14 protein-coding genes and 1 tRNA gene are annotated in these 14543 nt (G+C 45.9%); 11 read left to right on the top strand and 4 right to left on the bottom strand.

Annotated elements, in window-relative coordinates:
- The first annotated feature begins 230 nt into the window (after positions 1-230).
- The 4 genes from QUA38_RS06560 to pyrR all read left to right on the top strand — a co-directional run bounded on the left by QUA38_RS06560 (position 231) and on the right by pyrR (position 3101).
- Positions 231-674, top strand: coding sequence for an Rrf2 family transcriptional regulator (locus tag QUA38_RS06560; RefSeq protein WP_190656033.1), 444 nt, complete (start codon positions 231-233; stop codon positions 672-674).
- A 37-nt stretch (positions 675-711) separates the two neighbouring features.
- Positions 712-1113 carry a GFA family protein gene (locus tag QUA38_RS06555; RefSeq protein ID WP_333160257.1) on the top strand — a complete coding sequence of 134 codons (402 nt, stop codon included), beginning with the start codon at positions 712-714 and terminating at the stop codon, positions 1111-1113.
- A gap of 108 nt (positions 1114-1221) precedes the next feature.
- Positions 1222-2301 (top strand): adenosylcobinamide-phosphate synthase CbiB, encoded by a 1080-nt coding sequence (gene cbiB / locus QUA38_RS06550; protein ID WP_333160280.1) that lies wholly within the window; start codon positions 1222-1224, stop codon positions 2299-2301.
- A gap of 266 nt (positions 2302-2567) precedes the next feature.
- Positions 2568-3101, top strand: coding sequence for a bifunctional pyr operon transcriptional regulator/uracil phosphoribosyltransferase PyrR (pyrR, locus tag QUA38_RS06545; protein ID WP_333147068.1), 534 nt, complete (start codon positions 2568-2570; stop codon positions 3099-3101).
- A 257-nt stretch (positions 3102-3358) separates the two neighbouring features.
- Here the strand turns inward: pyrR and QUA38_RS06540 are convergent.
- Positions 3359-3431 (bottom strand) — tRNA-Ile (locus tag QUA38_RS06540).
- A gap of 184 nt (positions 3432-3615) precedes the next feature.
- Between QUA38_RS06540 and QUA38_RS06535 the strand changes: the two genes are divergently transcribed.
- Both QUA38_RS06535 and QUA38_RS06530 read left to right on the top strand, forming a co-directional pair.
- Entirely contained in the window at positions 3616-4308 is a 693-nt protein-coding gene (locus tag QUA38_RS06535) for a hypothetical protein (RefSeq protein WP_333149878.1), read from the top strand.
- Between the two features lie 68 nt (positions 4309-4376).
- On the top strand, positions 4377-5855 hold the full coding sequence (locus tag QUA38_RS06530; RefSeq protein WP_333160255.1) for a hemolysin family protein: 1479 nt from the start codon (positions 4377-4379) through the stop codon (positions 5853-5855).
- A 140-nt stretch (positions 5856-5995) separates the two neighbouring features.
- Here the strand turns inward: QUA38_RS06530 and queC are convergent, their stop codons facing one another.
- Positions 5996-6670, bottom strand: coding sequence for a 7-cyano-7-deazaguanine synthase QueC (gene queC / locus QUA38_RS06525; RefSeq protein ID WP_333160253.1), 675 nt, complete (start codon positions 6668-6670; stop codon positions 5996-5998).
- A gap of 360 nt (positions 6671-7030) precedes the next feature.
- Complete coding sequence (locus QUA38_RS06520) at positions 7031-8371, bottom strand: cytosine deaminase (protein WP_333160251.1); 1341 nt, start codon at positions 8369-8371, stop codon at positions 7031-7033.
- Between the two features lie 414 nt (positions 8372-8785).
- Between QUA38_RS06520 and QUA38_RS06515 the strand changes: the two genes are divergently transcribed.
- From QUA38_RS06515 to QUA38_RS06500, 4 genes are all read left to right on the top strand, one after another.
- Positions 8786-10033 (top strand): GTP cyclohydrolase II, encoded by a 1248-nt coding sequence (locus QUA38_RS06515; RefSeq protein ID WP_333160249.1) that lies wholly within the window; start codon positions 8786-8788, stop codon positions 10031-10033.
- Positions 10034-10122: 89 nt separating this feature from the next.
- On the top strand, positions 10123-11205 hold the full coding sequence (locus QUA38_RS06510; RefSeq protein ID WP_333077304.1) for an adenylate/guanylate cyclase domain-containing protein: 1083 nt from the start codon (positions 10123-10125) through the stop codon (positions 11203-11205).
- A complete protein-coding gene (locus QUA38_RS06505) occupies positions 11202-12449 on the top strand; it encodes a URC4/urg3 family protein (RefSeq protein ID WP_333160247.1) in 1248 nt (415 codons plus the stop codon). The genes QUA38_RS06510 and QUA38_RS06505 overlap by 4 nt, the downstream gene beginning before the upstream one ends.
- 46 nt (positions 12450-12495) lie before the next feature.
- Positions 12496-12774, top strand: a complete 279-nt coding sequence (locus QUA38_RS06500) for a hypothetical protein (protein ID WP_333160245.1) — start codon at positions 12496-12498, stop codon at positions 12772-12774.
- A 146-nt stretch (positions 12775-12920) separates the two neighbouring features.
- Here QUA38_RS06500 and QUA38_RS06495 read toward each other — a convergent pair whose 3' ends face one another.
- On the bottom strand, positions 12921-13493 hold the full coding sequence (locus tag QUA38_RS06495; protein ID WP_333160244.1) for a DUF4360 domain-containing protein: 573 nt from the start codon (positions 13491-13493) through the stop codon (positions 12921-12923).
- A gap of 600 nt (positions 13494-14093) precedes the next feature.
- Here QUA38_RS06495 and QUA38_RS06490 point away from each other — a divergent pair.
- Positions 14094-14399, top strand: coding sequence for a uracil phosphoribosyltransferase (locus QUA38_RS06490; protein ID WP_333160242.1), 306 nt, complete (start codon positions 14094-14096; stop codon positions 14397-14399).
- Positions 14400-14543 lie beyond the last annotated feature (144 nt).

The raw sequence follows: 14543 nt of genomic DNA, 5'->3' as shown, positions 1-14543 counted from the left end.
TTTTTTCTCGGTTGGTTTTTGGTTTGACCAAGAAACTTTAGCTTTATAGCTGGTCGTAAAACCATATTACACCGATCGGCTCAATTGTTAACCACTATTATCTAAATATTTTTAACAACCTGTAGTCTTTCTTGAGGAGTAGCTGCAGCCGGTGCGAGCAATCTCTAAACTCGGTAGCATAAGCTATCAGCTATCAGCTAGCTGAATATTTGCCCCGCTCTTAAAATCCCATGAAGTTAACCACACGCGGACACTACAGTGTCAAAGCATTACTGGATCTAAGTTTGCAACCTCGCTTTGGCCCGACATCGGTGAAATCGATAGCGAAGCGACAGGAGTTACCCGCTCCGTATCTAGAAAAATTGCTGATTGAAATGCGACGAGCCGGTTTAGTCCAATCTGTTCGGGGTGCCCAAGGAGGATATCAATTAGCCCGCCAGCCAGCTCAAATCTCTTTAGGACAAATCTTAGAGGCTGTAGGTGAAACTATTGAACCTTTACCTCGACATTTTCCAGATGCGACGCAAGCAGAGGACTGGGTAACATTCAGTTTGTGGAACCGATTGCACAAAAAACTTGCCGAAGCGCTGTACAGTATTTCCCTCGAAGACTTATACTATGATGTCCGCAGTTGGCAAGCGGCTCTTGGGGAAGAAACTAGCTTTATCATTTAAATGGTAAGTTCATTCATTCGATCGCCAGCAATCACACATGGACGCAACACTTGTTACTTACTTTGGTGGCTGTCACTGCGGAGCTGTCCGCTTCCGTGTCGCCGTTGACAAACACGAAGCATCAGATTGCAACTGCTCTATCTGCAAAAAGAAGGGATTTTTGCACCTCATTGTGCCACCGGAACGTTTTACCTTACTCCGTGGCCAAGATGTTTTGACCACCTATACATTTAATACAGGAACTGCTCAACATACTTTCTGCGGAATTTGCGGCATTCACTCGTTCTATCGCCCCCGCTCGCATCCCGATCAATTCGATGTCAACGTCCGCTGTCTTGACGGCGATGCCATCAAACACTTTGAGATTCTACCCTTTGACGGTGTTAATTGGGAGGAGAACGTACACTTGCTCCGCGACGAAAGTAATCTCAGCATTTAAAATTGCTGCTAAAAAATTAAAGTGCCCAAAGGTAGCAGCACTTAAAACCTGCGCTACCCTGACGCTTGCTCCTGGCCGGATGGACTATCAAGTTTGACTAAATATATAATGATGCCGCATGAATTTCCTGTTTTGATTTTAGCTGCGGTGTTGGATTATTCGATCGGCGATCCTTGGGGTTGGCCACATCCCGTGCAGCCGATGGGTTGGGCGATCGACCGCTATACTCGACTTGTCTTTAATATATGGAATAATCCCGCAGGCAAAATGCCTGAAGCAGCGGATCGTCCCGCTGGCGAGCAGCACAAACAGCAGCTACGATGTGCTGGTACAATACTAGCGATCGGGCTGATTGTAGGCAGTTATACTGTCAGTTGGTCGATCGTCCAAGCTGCTAGTTGGGTGCATCCTCTTTTAGGTATTGCCATACAGACCATTTTGCTGGCAAGCTGTTTTGCAGGTCGCAGTTTGAGGGCGGCTGCGGAGGACGTGCTAGCACCTTTAAATGTTGGAGATTTAGTCAAGGCGCGAGAAAGGTTGAGCCTTTACGTCGGCAGGGATACCGAAAACTTATCCGAGCCAGAAATTCTGCGAGCATTGTTAGAAACTGTAACAGAGAATGCAGTCGATGGTGTGACAGCACCGCTATTTTATGCCTTACTTGGGTTCGCTCTGCCGCATCTATTATTAAGTGTTACCGGTTCGCCGATCGATCCTAACTCGATGTGGGCGAGTGCTATAGTCCCCTTGGCAATGGCTTACAAAGCAGCCAGCACATTAGATTCTACGATCGGCTACAAAGAAGCGCCATACACAGATTTAGGATGGTTTAGCGCCAAACTAGAAGATGTGCTGACGTGGATTCCTTGCCGGTTAACAGTGATTACTTTAGCCCTTATATCTGGCAAACCGATTTACATTTGGCAGATTTGTCAGAGAGATGCTGTTAAGGATGCCAGTCCCAATTCCGGTTGGAGCGAGTGCGTTTACGCCGCCATCTTGGGAGTGCAACTAGGAGGTACTAATTCCTATCGCGGAGTTCTCAAACACAAACCGCTGTTAGGCGAGCCGGTTCACCCTATCACAGCGCCGCTAATTTGCCAAGCATTGCAATTAACTCGGTATTGCTTTCTGATTTGGTTGGGACTATCATTGCTTTTTTATACCTTATTAGGTTTGAGCCGCTAACTGATGACCTCAGCCGAACAGTCCAGGAGGCATAAATAACTTATTTCTGTGATTGTTCGTCCTCGGCTAAGCAATCGCAGCATCTGCTTTTCATCCGTTCGGGGTAAGTCCTGCAGAAGACAGAGATCCGCCACCGACAGCAGCAAAACAAGTTTTGACTTGAGTTCAAACCCCCAGATTCATCTGTCAAGTCAATCTCAAATCTCAAATCTCAAATCTCAAATTGTTCGATATGCCAACAGCCAACAATTAGCTCGCAGCAACCCATGACTAAAATCATCCAAATTTTATCCCCTGATGAAGTGAGACGCACTCTCACCCGCGTTGCTTCCCAGATTGTCGAAAAATCAGGGAATCCCTCGGAGTTAGTGCTGTTGGGGATTCATAGTAGAGGAGTGCCTTTAGCTCAAATTTTGGCAGATCAAATTGAAGTTCTCGAACAAGTCAAAGTACCCGTGGGAGCTTTAGATATTACCTTTTACCGAGATGACTTGGATCGAGTTGCGATGCGGACACCGGCTAAAACAGAAATTCCTTTCGATTTGACGGGCAAAACTGTGGTGTTGGTAGATGACGTTATATATAAAGGCAGAACGAGTAGAGCGGCTTTGAATGCAGTCAACGATTACGGGCGGCCGGAGAAAATTTGGTTGGCGGTATTAGTCGATCGTGGCCACCGAGAAGTCCCAATTCAGCCGGATTTTACGGGTAAAAAGTTGCCAACTGCAAAGGAAGAACAAGTTAAGGTTTACGTTCAAGATCTCGACGGGCGCGACGGAGTGGAGTTAATTAAGGGTTGATACGATTTGAGATTTGAGATTTGAGATTGGGCATAACTGACTGTTAAACAAAGTCCAACTAAATAAACTAAGTAGGGTGGGCTGTAAGTAGCGCGTCAAACCACTTTTTGCGTCCATCACTGAGCAAAATACTTCGTTTCCGCCCGCTGACAACGTAAAAAACCAGCGTTCTCCAAGAATAGGGGCTTGGGTAAGCAAGCCTCTAGGAAGAAACCTGGTTTTTCGCCGGCACGCGGAGGGTCTTGATTTATTGAAAATCGGCAGTGCAGGAGTTGAACCTGCCTGGGGCGAATTATGAGTTCGCTGCCTAAACCGCTCGGCCAACTGCCGTTAAATCGATTTCTTTGATCTAACTGAAAATGAAGTATAACATAATTTCCCAGTCCGTGCTAGAACTAGAGAACAAAAATCAAAATCTTTAGATCTGCTGAGTCCCGATCGCCTGTTAGCCAATGTGCTGGAGCCGATCGACCGGACAAAGCAGTTTCTAAAACTCGGCATAAACTTATAGGCAATGGCAGTGAATTCGACGGTAGTGCTGACTCTAATTCTGCTCGCTCTAATGTTTGGAGCAGGCGTGACGAGTTCTGTTTGGGGATTTACTATAGGTCGCGAAGCCTTGCAAGGAACGACTCAACCCGATGTTCGTCCCAGCAACAATGCTGGCAGCGGCAAGCCGGGAACGACGGCTAGCAAAGACCAAGTGAGCATTTTGAAAGAAAAAGACATTCTCACAACCGTCAAAGCACGGGTAGAAGGTCGCGATCCAGAAAAAACAACGGCCGGGGCAAATACTAAAACAGAGAAGGCAAGCTCTAAACCAGCCGCGGCAAAAAAACCGGCTGCACAAAATGCCAGCGCCAAGTTTCCCCTGAACAGTCGCGACGGGGGAATAACCCTGGAAGTGAGCGCGGCCAGTCAGCGCAACAATTCCATGCTGCTAGACGTGAGCATGAAAAATGAAGGCTCGCAAGCTGTGAGGTTTCTCTACAGTTTCTTGAACGTTACTGACGATCGCGGCCGGGCCCTGAGCGCGACTGCCGAGGATTTGCCTTCGGAACTGCCCCCCAACGGGCAGGTGTTTTACGGTACGGTGAGTATTCCCACAGCTTTGCTGGAAAATGCTAAAGAAGTTTCGCTGACGCTGACAGATTATCCAGGTCAAAAACTTCAGTTGCAAATATCTGGCATTCCAGTGGCGAAGTAAAATAAAAGAAGACCAAACCTGCAGACAAATTCTCAGGTTTGATCTAGAAAGTTTTTTTAGGGAGCATTGTGTCACTTTTAGGGGCGAGAGTGCAGGAGATATCTGATTTACCCGCGATGAGTTCGACAGAGGTGCTGTCGCGGTTGCTGTCAGTGCTGTTGCTGATTGCGATTAATGCTTTTTTTGTGGCGGCTGAGTTTTCGATGGTGACGGTACGCCGATCGCGAATCAATCAGTTAGTGGAAGCTGGCGACGTTGCAGCTTTAACTGTGCAATCTTTGCAGCAAAGTATTGAGCGATTGCTCTCGACAATGCAGTTGGGCATCACTCTTTCTAGTTTAGCTCTCGGCTGGATTGGGGAAAGTACGATCGCCGTGCTAGTCCGAATGTCGATCGGCTATTTGCCACTGCCAATTTACATCAAGTCGGCGATCGCCCATTCTTTTAGCATACCAATAGTAACTTTTTTGTTGCTAGCTTACCTGCAAATCGTACTCGGCGAACTTTTTCCCAAATCTGTAGCCTTACTGTATTCCGAACAGCTAGCCAGAACTTTAGGGCCGCCGAGTTTATTGATTGCCCGTGTGTTCAAGCCCTTTGTATCGTTTCTCAATCAATCTACTCGATCGCTCTTGCGGTTTGCGGGCATCGAATACGATCTAAGGCATCGCCCGGTTACTCCCGAAGAACTGCAATTAATTATAGCTACTTCCAGCGAATCCAGCGGCTTGGAAGCAGAAAAGCGAGAATTGCTCAACAACGTCTTTGAATTTGGCGAAGTTTGGGTAGAAGAAGTAATGGTGCCGAGGCCTAGCATTGTCGCACTTCCCAAGACGGCCACCTTTCAAACTTTGCTCGACGAAATGGCGATTTCTCACCATTCCCGCTATCCCGTGACGGGAGATTCTTTAGACGACATTATCGGCATTATTGGCTTCAAACAACTTGCGAAACCCTTAGCTGAAGGTTTGCTATCTCCCGACACGCCAATTTTACCTTGGATGGATTCGGTGAGGTTTGTGCCGGAGATGATGCTCCTGGGAGAACTGCTGCCTTTGATGCAGAGTTCGTCGGAAGAAATTGCGATCGTAGTCGATGAATTTGGTGGCATTTCCGGGTTAGTGACATTGCGGGATTTGATAGCCGAAATTATCGGCCGCAGCTACGAGTCGCCCGACAGTAAAGAAATTGCTTTGCAAGTATTGGACGATCGCACTTATTTAGTGCAAGCGCAGTTAAATTTAGATGATGTGAATCAAATATTGAATTTGGATTTGCCAGTAACTGACGAATATCAGACAATCGGAGGTTTTCTGAGCTATCAGTTGCAAAGAATGCCGGCTGTAGGGGAAGTTTGGCGCGGCGAAAATGTGGAACTTACGGTTGTTTCTGTGTCCGGGCCGCGGTTGGATCAACTTCAAATTCACTTGTTGGAAGACGCTGCGGGCGATCGAGCTTTAAATGAAGTTACAGCAGCCGATGGGGAAATTGTGGGGAAAGGGCGAAAGAATGGCGGGTTGAGTAGTGTGGCAAAATTGTCTCATTAAGATTTTGATGAAAAGGGCGATCGAAATAGCGCAACTTTTTATACCAAATCTGAGTTAGCAACCCCGTTTATTCTTTAGTCTCTTAGAGAGGGACGAGAGTTTATGGAGGAACGATTTCAACCGCCGAGTCGGAAGACAGTTTAAGCATAAGGCACCGGATCTTTCAGCCCCAATTCCTCAAAAGCAGCCAGCCGCAACCGACAAGAATCGCAAACGCCGCAGGCATTTTCCCCGCCTGCGTAGCAAGACCAAGTTTGCTCCCAAGGTACTCCTAATTGGTTGCCTAATTGAATAATTTCTGTCTTTTTAAGTTCGATTAAAGGTGTGATAATATTAATAGCATTTCCTTCTCTTCCCTGCTTTGTTCCTAACCGAAATACTTCCTGCATGGCTTGGATGTAATCGAGGCGGCAGTCGGGATATCCCGAATAATCTAAAGCGTTGACACCGATGTAAATGCGATCGGCTTCTAGAGTTTCTGCGTAGGCGAGGGCAAAGCTGAGAAAGATCGTATTTCTAGCAGGAACGTAGGTAATTGGGATGTTTTGGGACATTTCTGTAAGATTGCGATCGATCGGTAAGTCCATCTCATTATCCGTCAATGCCGAACCGCCCCAAAGCGTCAGGTCAAAGTTTACTATCTGATGTGCCTTAACCGCTGCCGAAAGTGCGATCGCCCTTGCTGATTCCAACTCCCGCCTGTGTCTTTGCTTGTAGTCAAACGAAATAGCGTAACACTCGCAGCCGTCGGCTTTGGCTTGATACAAAACTGTTGAGGAATCCAGCCCTCCCGACAATAAAATAACTGCTTTCACTTAAAAGATCCTCACTAAAATTAGCTTTTATATTTATATCAAATTAGTGGAAAATTGACAAGATAGCAATGCGAAATGCTTGGTGAAAGATGTTTTTTTGAACGAACCGCGAAGACGCAAAGTACGCGAAGGAAGAAAAGATAAGGGACGTTTGTTGATAATTTATAGTGCCTGTTTAACTGGTTCCTAGGCAGAGCCTAAAAACCGAGATTTAGAGGCTCTGCCTCGCATTACGGTCAAGAAAATTGGAGCAGGGCCTCCGGATCTACGTTACCAGGCAGAGCCTAGTAACGAGTATAAAGAAAATTTATCTTTTGTGGCACAGACCGGAGAGCCTGTTCTTGAGATTGATGCAGGATGTCAGATTTTAATTGCTAATAAATCATCGAGTTCGCGGTAATCGGGCAAAGTTGTATCAATTTTAATCCCCTGCCGCAAAACTGTGCGATCGCCCTGCGGTCTAGATAACAATTCGCTGAAATTCCGCGCCTTAAACAAAATCAAATCAGCAGGTAAACCCACTGCAATTCGTCCTAAATTCGGCAATCCCATTAAATCGGCTGGAGTCTTTGTAACTGCACAGGGCCAGTCTCCATAAGGCCTATCTAAATGAGCGATGCGGACTGCCATATTAAAAACTTCCAAAACATCATGGTCGCCAAATCCGTAAAACGGATCGCGACAATTGTCGCTAGCAACTGCAACGGGAATTCCTGCTGCTTTGAGTTCGTGCAGCAGTGTCACTCCCCGCCAGCGCGGTGTATGCTGAGATTCTCGGTCTTGCAGGTAAAGGTTGCACATCGGCAAGCTGACAATGCCAATATTTGCTTCCTTGACTAATTCCATAGTTTCTGTTACTAAATCTGACGGTTGTAGGGCTAAACTACAGCAGTGTCCGCAGATTATTTGACCCCCAAATTCATGGCGGATGGCGGTTTTTGCGACTTCCCGCAATGTTACTGAATCTGGATCGTCGTTTTCGTCGGTGTGGAAGTCGAGGTTTAAATTTCGTTCTTTGGCTAAGGCAAAAACTCGATCGAGTTGTTTGTCTAAGTCTGGGTTGATATAGGCGACGCCGCCGAGAATGCCGCCAATTTGGGCAACGCGATCGGCTAATTTTTCGCCGGCGGGTGTCAGGTAATAGTCGAGGGAAACCAGGGAAACTGCTTGCAAGATCAGCCGATCGCCCCATTCGTCTTGCAGCGCTTCAAATACTTCCAAACTAACGGTTCCCTGTTCCCCTGCGCTGTCTATGTGAGTGCGGATGGCTTTGGTTCCGTGGGCGTAGCTGCACTTGAGGCCAAACTCCATCCGTCGGTAAACATCCTCTGCATTCCAGTTTTTTTGGGCATCAGCGCATACCGCTTCGATCGCGCTGGCAAAAGTTCCATCGGGATTGGGCGATCGTTCCCAAATGTGGCCTTTGTCTAAATGGGTGTGCATATCCACAAAACAAGGCCAAACTAAGCCGCCCTGCAAATCTACAACTGGGATATCTCCAAAGGAGGATACAGGTTTTGTACCTGGTGGGATGATTTGGGCGATCGTAGCCGCTGCAATTTCGATATCCACCAAACAAAAATTGTTCTCACTCCCCGTTGTCGCCACAGTAGAAGCTGAGGGCGCGATCGTTTTCATCTCTAGAAGAGACGCGGGTACGCGACCATTTTTGAGCAAATAATTAGATGTACTTGGCAACATTAATTTTGTGAGTTAGTATTTTGTTGATAATTACTGGCTACCAGTTGTAACTATAACAACCCTTGCAGGAATTGTGAACATCTCTCTTTTCCCCTCTTTCTCTCTTTTCTAGATTCTCTACGCCCTCTGCGCCCTCTGCGGTTAGTTAAACAAATATCATGCAGGAAGAAAATATAAATGCTAGAGAAACTTGGATTAAATAGGTAGCTTTGCTGTTGGTACTCCCGCCCTAATCACTGAAGCACATATGCAAAATTTTTATATTTTTAGGACAGCGCGAAAATTAGCGTCACGAGTTTGGCTATGCCGGATACTTCCACAGCCTGAATCCTTTTGCTATCATAAATCACTGCTTCAAATTGCCATTTCACTTTCAATTAACAGCAGCATCCATAGCAATATCCCCAAAAAACTGTGTCAAAACCCAAGCATATAGTTTTAACATCCCATCCCGACAGATCCGGCACAAAACCTCATCCCATTTACTGGGGAGAAATCGATCCGCTGAAACGAGGGCCTGTGATTGGTAGCCTCACCAAATCGTCTCACCGGAATGCGATCGGCACTCATTCGGGTTCCTACTCTGTTTATCGCGCGCTAGCAGTGGCTTCCGGGGCACTGCAAGCCGATCACCGCCCCGATTTTACCAACACCTCTCCGGCGGCACACATCGGGCCGCACCCGAGTTGGGGCGATCGCAATTTGATTGTTTCTCTCGATCCGTTTGGAGGTTTGGTCAGTGAAATTTATACTTCATTTCTCCAGCAGGGATATGATATTCGCCCGACAATTGCTGTCACTAAAGCTCACATTAATATGCCAGAATTACAAGATGCTATAGCTAAGGGGCGAGTGAAAATTGATGGCAAAATAGTCAAAGCAGGTGGCAATTTAGCAGTAACTAAAATTGCGATCGACCCGGTTTGGTATTTGCCGGGAATTGCGCGGCGGATTGGGGTTCAAGAAAGCGTCCTCCGCCGTGTCCTGTTCGAGCAAACAGGCGGAATGTTCTCGGATTTAGTGACGCGGCCGGACTTACACGTTTTCTTGCCACCAATAGGCGGAACTACGGTTTATATTATTGGCGATGTCGCGAATATTTCTGACCCGGATAAGCAGTTGGCGGTACGTGTACATGATGAATGCAACGGTTCAGATGTCTTCAGTTCCGATATCTGCACTTGTCGCCCTTATTTGGTACACGGGATGGAAATTTGCATCCAAACGGCACAATCAGGCGGTTCAGGGGTAATAGTTTACTTCCGCAAGGAAGGGAGAGCTTTGGGGGAAGTGACTAAGTTTTTGGTGTACAATGCCAGAAAAAGGCAGGAAGGCGGCGATCGCGCTGATGCCTATTTTACGCGCACTGAATGTGTTGCGGGAGTTCAAGATATGCGGTTTCAAGAACTAATGCCAGACGTGCTGCACTGGTTGGGTATCTCTCGAATTGACAGTTTAGTTTCTATGAGCGATATGAAATACAATGCGATTATCAATTCTGGTATTCAGGTGGTCGATCGCATCCCCATTCCTGAAGATTGGATTCCCGCAGACGCACAAGTCGAAATTGTCGCCAAAAAAGCCGCCGGCTACTACACGCCTGACCCGGTGCCAGATGCTACAATTCTTGCAGAAGCGATCGGACGCGATTTAGGAGATTAAGAGGGCAAAGACGCGACCGATGGGACGCGAACAATCGCGTCTTTGCTAAACAAAATTTATTGCTGGTTTTTGATCAGTCAGGGTAGGTTATGGCTAATTTGCGTTCTAGTGTGATCGTAAAAACAGATATTTGCGGATATACCGTCAGAGTCAAAAAATTATCTCAGTCGGACTTAAGTAGTTTGTTAAACGAGCATAAAACTTTTGTTTCAGATATTAGCGCCAGAAATGAAGGCAGCGTGATTAAAGGGGAAGGTGATTCATTTTGGATAATTTTTCCCAGCGTCACAGCAGCGGCGGTAGCAGCCATAGAAATGCAGCAAGAATTGAGAGCGCAACAATCTAGCAAGGCGAACGACGAACGATTGGCTATTCGCGTGTCGATTACATTAGGAGATGTCTTGCATCAAGATAAAGATATCTTTGGTGATACTGTGAATTTAACAGCGCGCATAGAATCAGTAACTCCACCCGATGAAATATATTTGTCCCAAGCAGCATGGCTGGCACTCAACAAAGCAGAAGTGCAAACGTCTTTTGTCAACGAGTTTTCTTTGAAAGGGATGAGCGAACCTGAAAAAGTGTACAAAGTTGACCAAAGTTACAAAACGCGAATCATAAAAAACCAAGCAATAATTAAAGCAGATTTGAGAGGTTTTATAGCTTATCAAGAATCTAATTCTATCAAAGATGTTGAATATTTGCTCACAAACTTTGATACTTTTGAAAAAACAATTTGCGAAGAATACGGCGGCACAATTCGGAGTATTGTTGGTGATTCGCATTTGTTGACTTTCCCGGAAGCTCACTCAGCCTTAGCAGCAATGGAAAGTTTGTGCGAGAACTGGAAACTTTTTATTAACGCCAATCAAATACCTTGTGGCTTGTCGGTGGGAGTTGCGAAGGGAAATCTATATATATTTAGGTCTTGCACTTACGGAAAAGATATTCACATAGCCGACAGGCTGGAAGATTTAAGTAAAATAGTATCTCCGGGAAAAGAAAAAAACTCGGTGATAGTTTCCGATCACATTAAACGTGAAGTCAGCGGGTCGAAGTGGGAATATAAGCTGATCAAAATCGATAAAAATGCGATTTTAGATAATCTTTTAGATTACAGTCAGTTTGACTTTTTTCGAGAAAACGATGTTTACCGCTGTTTGGTGGTATGAACTTGCAAAATATTGAACTTGAGACTGTAGAATATCTGAGAACGCCGGCTGCTATTCGCCAAAAGTGCGATCGGCTTTTTGATTTAGCCCGCCTGGAGAAACTTCGCTACTTCCGCGTAGATTTATCCCAACTCGACAAAGCAGCAAATTATGTAATTGACACAACGCGCCAAAATTATCCCGATTTTAACATTCCCTTTCACAGTCGCTGGCGACATTTTGAAGCTGGCAACTTGTCGCGGCTCGCCGAATTGGATTCAGCTTTAGCAGAATTTGCACTAATAGAGCAAGCTAAGATCAAATTTGATTTAGTAATTATCAGCGTTTTGCTCGATGCCGGTGCTGGTGCAGATTGGCAGTATTGTGAACCGGAAACCGGGCAGGTTTACTGCCGTTCTGAAGGGTTAGCAATAGCCAGCTTGCGGATGTTTTGTCAAGGTGTTTTTTCCAGCAATCCCGATTTTCCTTGGCAAGCGGATTCTCAGGGACTGTCTCAATTAAAACTCGAAACCTTAGCTGCGGGATTTCAGGTAAGTAGAGACAATCCGCTAGTTGGTTTAACAGGTCGATTAGAATTATTGCAGCATTTGGGGAAGGCGATTTGCCACCATCCATTATTATTTGGTAGCGCCAACCCGCGTCCCGGCAATTTGGCAAAATACTTGCTCGACACTCGGGTTGCTGGAGCCAAAACTGTGAAGGCTGCGGTCGTATTGAGCGCTGTTTTGACAGGTTTTGGGGAAATTTGGCCGGGAAGATATGCAATTGGTGGCGTTAATTTAGGCGATGTTTGGCGGTATCCGGCTTTAACAGGAGAAAATCTGGGAGATGAATTCGTGCCGTTTCACAAACTCTCGCAGTGGTTGACTTATTCGCTGTTGGAACCGCTGCAAGAACTTGGTTTAGAAGTCGCCGGATTGGATGAGTTAACGGGATTGCCGGAGTACCGCAACGGCGGTTTGTGTTTGGATATCGGGCTGCTGCAGGCAAAAGATTCGGCTATTTTTGAGCAGAGTTACTTGCCAGGTTCGGAAGTTATAGTAGAATGGCGATCGCTGACTGTGAATCTTTTAGATAAAATTGCCGCAGCTATTCGAGAAAAGCTGCATTTGAGTGCGACAGACTTGCCGTTGGTGAAAATTTTGCAAGGAGGAACTTGGGCGGCGGGGCGGAAAATTGCGGGCGAATTGAGGGCTGGTGGAGTGCCGCCAATTCAGATTGAAAGTGACGGCACTGTGTTTTAGAAGCAAGAAGGAAGTTCGGCAACGGATTCTGTAACGGATGTAACGGATGTCAGGAAGAAGGAAAAGGGAACAGGGAAGTTCGGCAACGGATTCTGTACCGAATGTAACGGATGTCAGGAAGAAGAAAAAGGGAAGAGGGAAGAGGGAAGAGGGAAGTTCGGCAACGGATTCTATAACGGATGTAACGGATGTAACTCATAGGTTGCACCATTCTCAATTAGCCTTTTATGAACAGGCTTTTCGGCCTGTTCCACAAGAAAATTTATATTTTGTGGAACAGGCCGAAAAGCCTGTTGCTGACAATGGTGCAAGATATCAGATGTAACGGATGTCAGGAAGAAGAAAGAGGGAAGAAGCAAGAGGGAAGAAGCAAGAAGGAAGAGGGAAAATTATTCCCTCTTCCAACTTAAAACTTAAAATTCCAAATTCCAACTTGAAAACTATACCTCACACTACACTCTCACAAGCAGCTTAGCGGCAAGTGCGATATTTGACGTGATAAACTAAACCGCGATGAGCCAAATCGAAGGAGTCAACGGTGGCCATGCCGGCACCGCGGGCTGTCATTGCAGCATTTACTCGCATATTTACACTGTCACCACAGCGAGACCAAACATTCGCTACAGTGGCTAAGCTATCTCGAACATTGTAGTTAGTTTCGCCGCTGAGATTCCGATTAAAAATGGGACCGCGGCTTCCAGCGAAAAAGTATTCTGCTCGCAGGTTGCCTGTGGTTTTGGGTGCAACGTAGCCGCGATAATCAGCATCGTAGATAGAAATTTGGTAGCCTTGGGGTACTTTGATGGGAATGCTCAGATTGCAGCTTTTTCGGCTTTCTGTTGAGACATTTCCCAGGGCTGCAAACTTATCAAATAGGATGGTGAGTTCTTGACCGTCGGGGCTGACGCTGAGGCTGGCGGAGCGATCTGGGCAACCACTACCGCCGTAGCTTGCACCTAAAATTTGAACTGTCGGATTAGCCAAGGCGGGACTGATAGAAGCAGTCATTAATGCCGTAGCTAGCAATAGTTTTACAAACTTCATGGATGTTCTCCTTAATAGTTCACTTGTGTGTTAGGAGCACCCTAAAAAATTGGAACTGAATTTAGGTAATGTTTTTTAGACTTGGATATGGCCACCTTCATGTGGAAAGACGAAAAGCCAGTCAAGCCAAGCTTATGACCTCATGTGCAGTTCCTACTCAGGTTTTTTCGATTAGTGAATTAATCGAAAAAAAATATTTTCTGCTGATACTTCTTAAGATTCGTATCTGTTGATGAAAGTTCCGGAAGATTCCAGTGCTTGAATCCGAATATTTTTTAGTGGGCTTGGACGAAGTGCCAGACAGCTAGACCGGTCGGGAGGCTTTAGGACCAGGATATGCGTTCTCATGAAGAGCGGGGGAAGAACAGGAAGCGAGAAAATGAATTTCTTGTGATTTTTAAACCTCGCATTATTTAGTGTCCCGGTGTGCAGATGAAAGGCAAGTCTAAGAGCAACATTTATTGGCGCCGTATTCGTGTTTTCAATACGGGTTTGATATAAGTAGTCCAGGACGAAGGGGCCACAGAAATCGGTTTTTTTGCGTCAAGAATGCCTCAATGGCTGATAAGTTAGAATAAAGCAAATTAATTATTCAAAAAAATGAGTGCTAAAGTTACTGTCATCGACCATCCTTTGATACAGCATAAGTTAACTCTCATGCGGCAAACTCAAACGAGCACGGCGAAATTTCGCCAACTGCTGAAAGAGATTGGGATGCTGCTAGCCTATGAAGTGACGCGAGATTTGCCCCTCAAATACGAACAAATAGAAACGCCGATCGCCAAAATGAATGCACCGGTGCTGGCTGCAGAAAAGAAAATTGTTATTATTTCGATTATGCGTGCCGGTCAGGGACTGTTAGATAGTATTTTAGAACTGATTCCCTCTGCGAGAGTAGGACCTTAGCGGGTGACAAGGCACCTCTAGTCTAAACAGGACAAAGGTTTGAGAGAATGGTAAGGTAAAAAAATAGAGCGTTTTCCGCTGTTATGAGGTACAATAGCAACAGTTAGCAAACCAATTTCTTAAATGCTGAGGATTTATTAAATT

Origin of the sequence: Microcoleus sp. Pol12B4 (assembly GCF_036701385.1) — a bacterium.
Lineage (GTDB): Bacteria > Cyanobacteriota > Cyanobacteriia > Cyanobacteriales > Microcoleaceae > Microcoleus.
Note: the sequence above shows the minus strand (reverse complement) of the source record. Positions and strands in the feature narration are given on the sequence as shown.

What these genes read in the sequence shown, in the direction of transcription:
- QUA38_RS06560 (WP_190656033.1), top strand. Translation starts at nt 231, where the DNA reads ATGAAGTTAACCACACGCGGACACTACAGTGTCAAAGCATTACTGGAT.
- QUA38_RS06555 (WP_333160257.1), top strand. Translation starts at nt 712, where the DNA reads ATGGACGCAACACTTGTTACTTACTTTGGTGGCTGTCACTGCGGAGCT.
- cbiB (WP_333160280.1), top strand. Translation starts at nt 1,222, where the DNA reads ATGATGCCGCATGAATTTCCTGTTTTGATTTTAGCTGCGGTGTTGGAT.
- pyrR (WP_333147068.1), top strand. Translation starts at nt 2,568, where the DNA reads ATGACTAAAATCATCCAAATTTTATCCCCTGATGAAGTGAGACGCACT.
- QUA38_RS06535 (WP_333149878.1), top strand. Translation starts at nt 3,616, where the DNA reads ATGGCAGTGAATTCGACGGTAGTGCTGACTCTAATTCTGCTCGCTCTA.
- QUA38_RS06520 (WP_333160251.1), bottom strand. Translation starts at nt 8,371, where the DNA reads ATGTTGCCAAGTACATCTAATTATTTGCTCAAAAATGGTCGCGTACCC.
- QUA38_RS06510 (WP_333077304.1), top strand. Translation starts at nt 10,123, where the DNA reads ATGGCTAATTTGCGTTCTAGTGTGATCGTAAAAACAGATATTTGCGGA.
- QUA38_RS06505 (WP_333160247.1), top strand. Translation starts at nt 11,202, where the DNA reads ATGAACTTGCAAAATATTGAACTTGAGACTGTAGAATATCTGAGAACG.
- QUA38_RS06500 (WP_333160245.1), top strand. Translation starts at nt 12,496, where the DNA reads ATGTCAGGAAGAAGGAAAAGGGAACAGGGAAGTTCGGCAACGGATTCT.
- QUA38_RS06495 (WP_333160244.1), bottom strand. Translation starts at nt 13,493, where the DNA reads ATGAAGTTTGTAAAACTATTGCTAGCTACGGCATTAATGACTGCTTCT.
- QUA38_RS06490 (WP_333160242.1), top strand. Translation starts at nt 14,094, where the DNA reads ATGAGTGCTAAAGTTACTGTCATCGACCATCCTTTGATACAGCATAAG.